This window comes from Pseudomonas avellanae BPIC 631 (assembly GCF_000444135.1).
Lineage (GTDB): Bacteria > Pseudomonadota > Gammaproteobacteria > Pseudomonadales > Pseudomonadaceae > Aquipseudomonas > Aquipseudomonas avellanae.
Genome location: NZ_ATDK01000172.1, coordinates 1 through 649, shown reverse-complemented (window position 1 = coordinate 649; position 649 = coordinate 1). Strand labels below are relative to the sequence as shown.

General features: G+C 45.3%; 1 protein-coding gene. It reads right to left on the bottom strand.

Features of this window, described 5'->3' with window-relative positions; all coding sequences use genetic code 11:
• Positions 1-78: 78 nt before the first annotated feature.
• Complete coding sequence (locus DW49_RS1000000129785; RefSeq protein ID WP_430624357.1) at positions 79-585, bottom strand: DotA/TraY family protein; 507 nt, start codon at positions 583-585, stop codon at positions 79-81.
• Between the last annotated feature and the right edge of the window lie 64 nt (positions 586-649).

The following is a 649-nucleotide window of genomic DNA, read 5'->3' as shown; positions in this document are numbered from 1 at the left end:
TGTTTTCGAAAAAATCAGCCACCAACTAACGGAAAATTCAAATCTTATCAATAGCTTAGCTTGCAGGTTATGGGTAACTTATTTCGAAAACAGTACACTAGTGGCCTGTGTCGATCCCATAGAGTCGATGCCGATGCCGATCCATTTCAAGACCACATCTGGCAAAGTCTGCGACAACCCAAAGATCATGTAGATGACAGGCAGCAATAGCAGGCCATACATGATTAACCAGTTGCGCCATTGGAAGAACTCAACAAACCAGCCCAAAGATTCCGCACTGGTCACATTGGCCGCGTGCATTGCCCAAAACGCTTTACTGATATACAGCAGGATTGGATTTGCTATTGCCATCGCTGCAAACAAACCGAAAACGATCAGTACAGGTCTAGCAAACAGCGATAACAGCATTAAATAACCTTGTGTCTGCGAACCGACAAAAGATCGCTCTGGCGTCATGTGCATCAGCGCCCAAAGTGGCGCAGCCACAACTGCTTGCAGAACACCAAGAACCCACCCGACCACGGCAATAATGAAAATGGTGTAGGGCAGAGATGGCAGAAAAACACCAAAGTAAAATGCTAGTATTCCTACCCAGCTAGTGTACTGTTTTCGAAAAAATCAGCCACCAACTAACGGAAACAAATCTTAT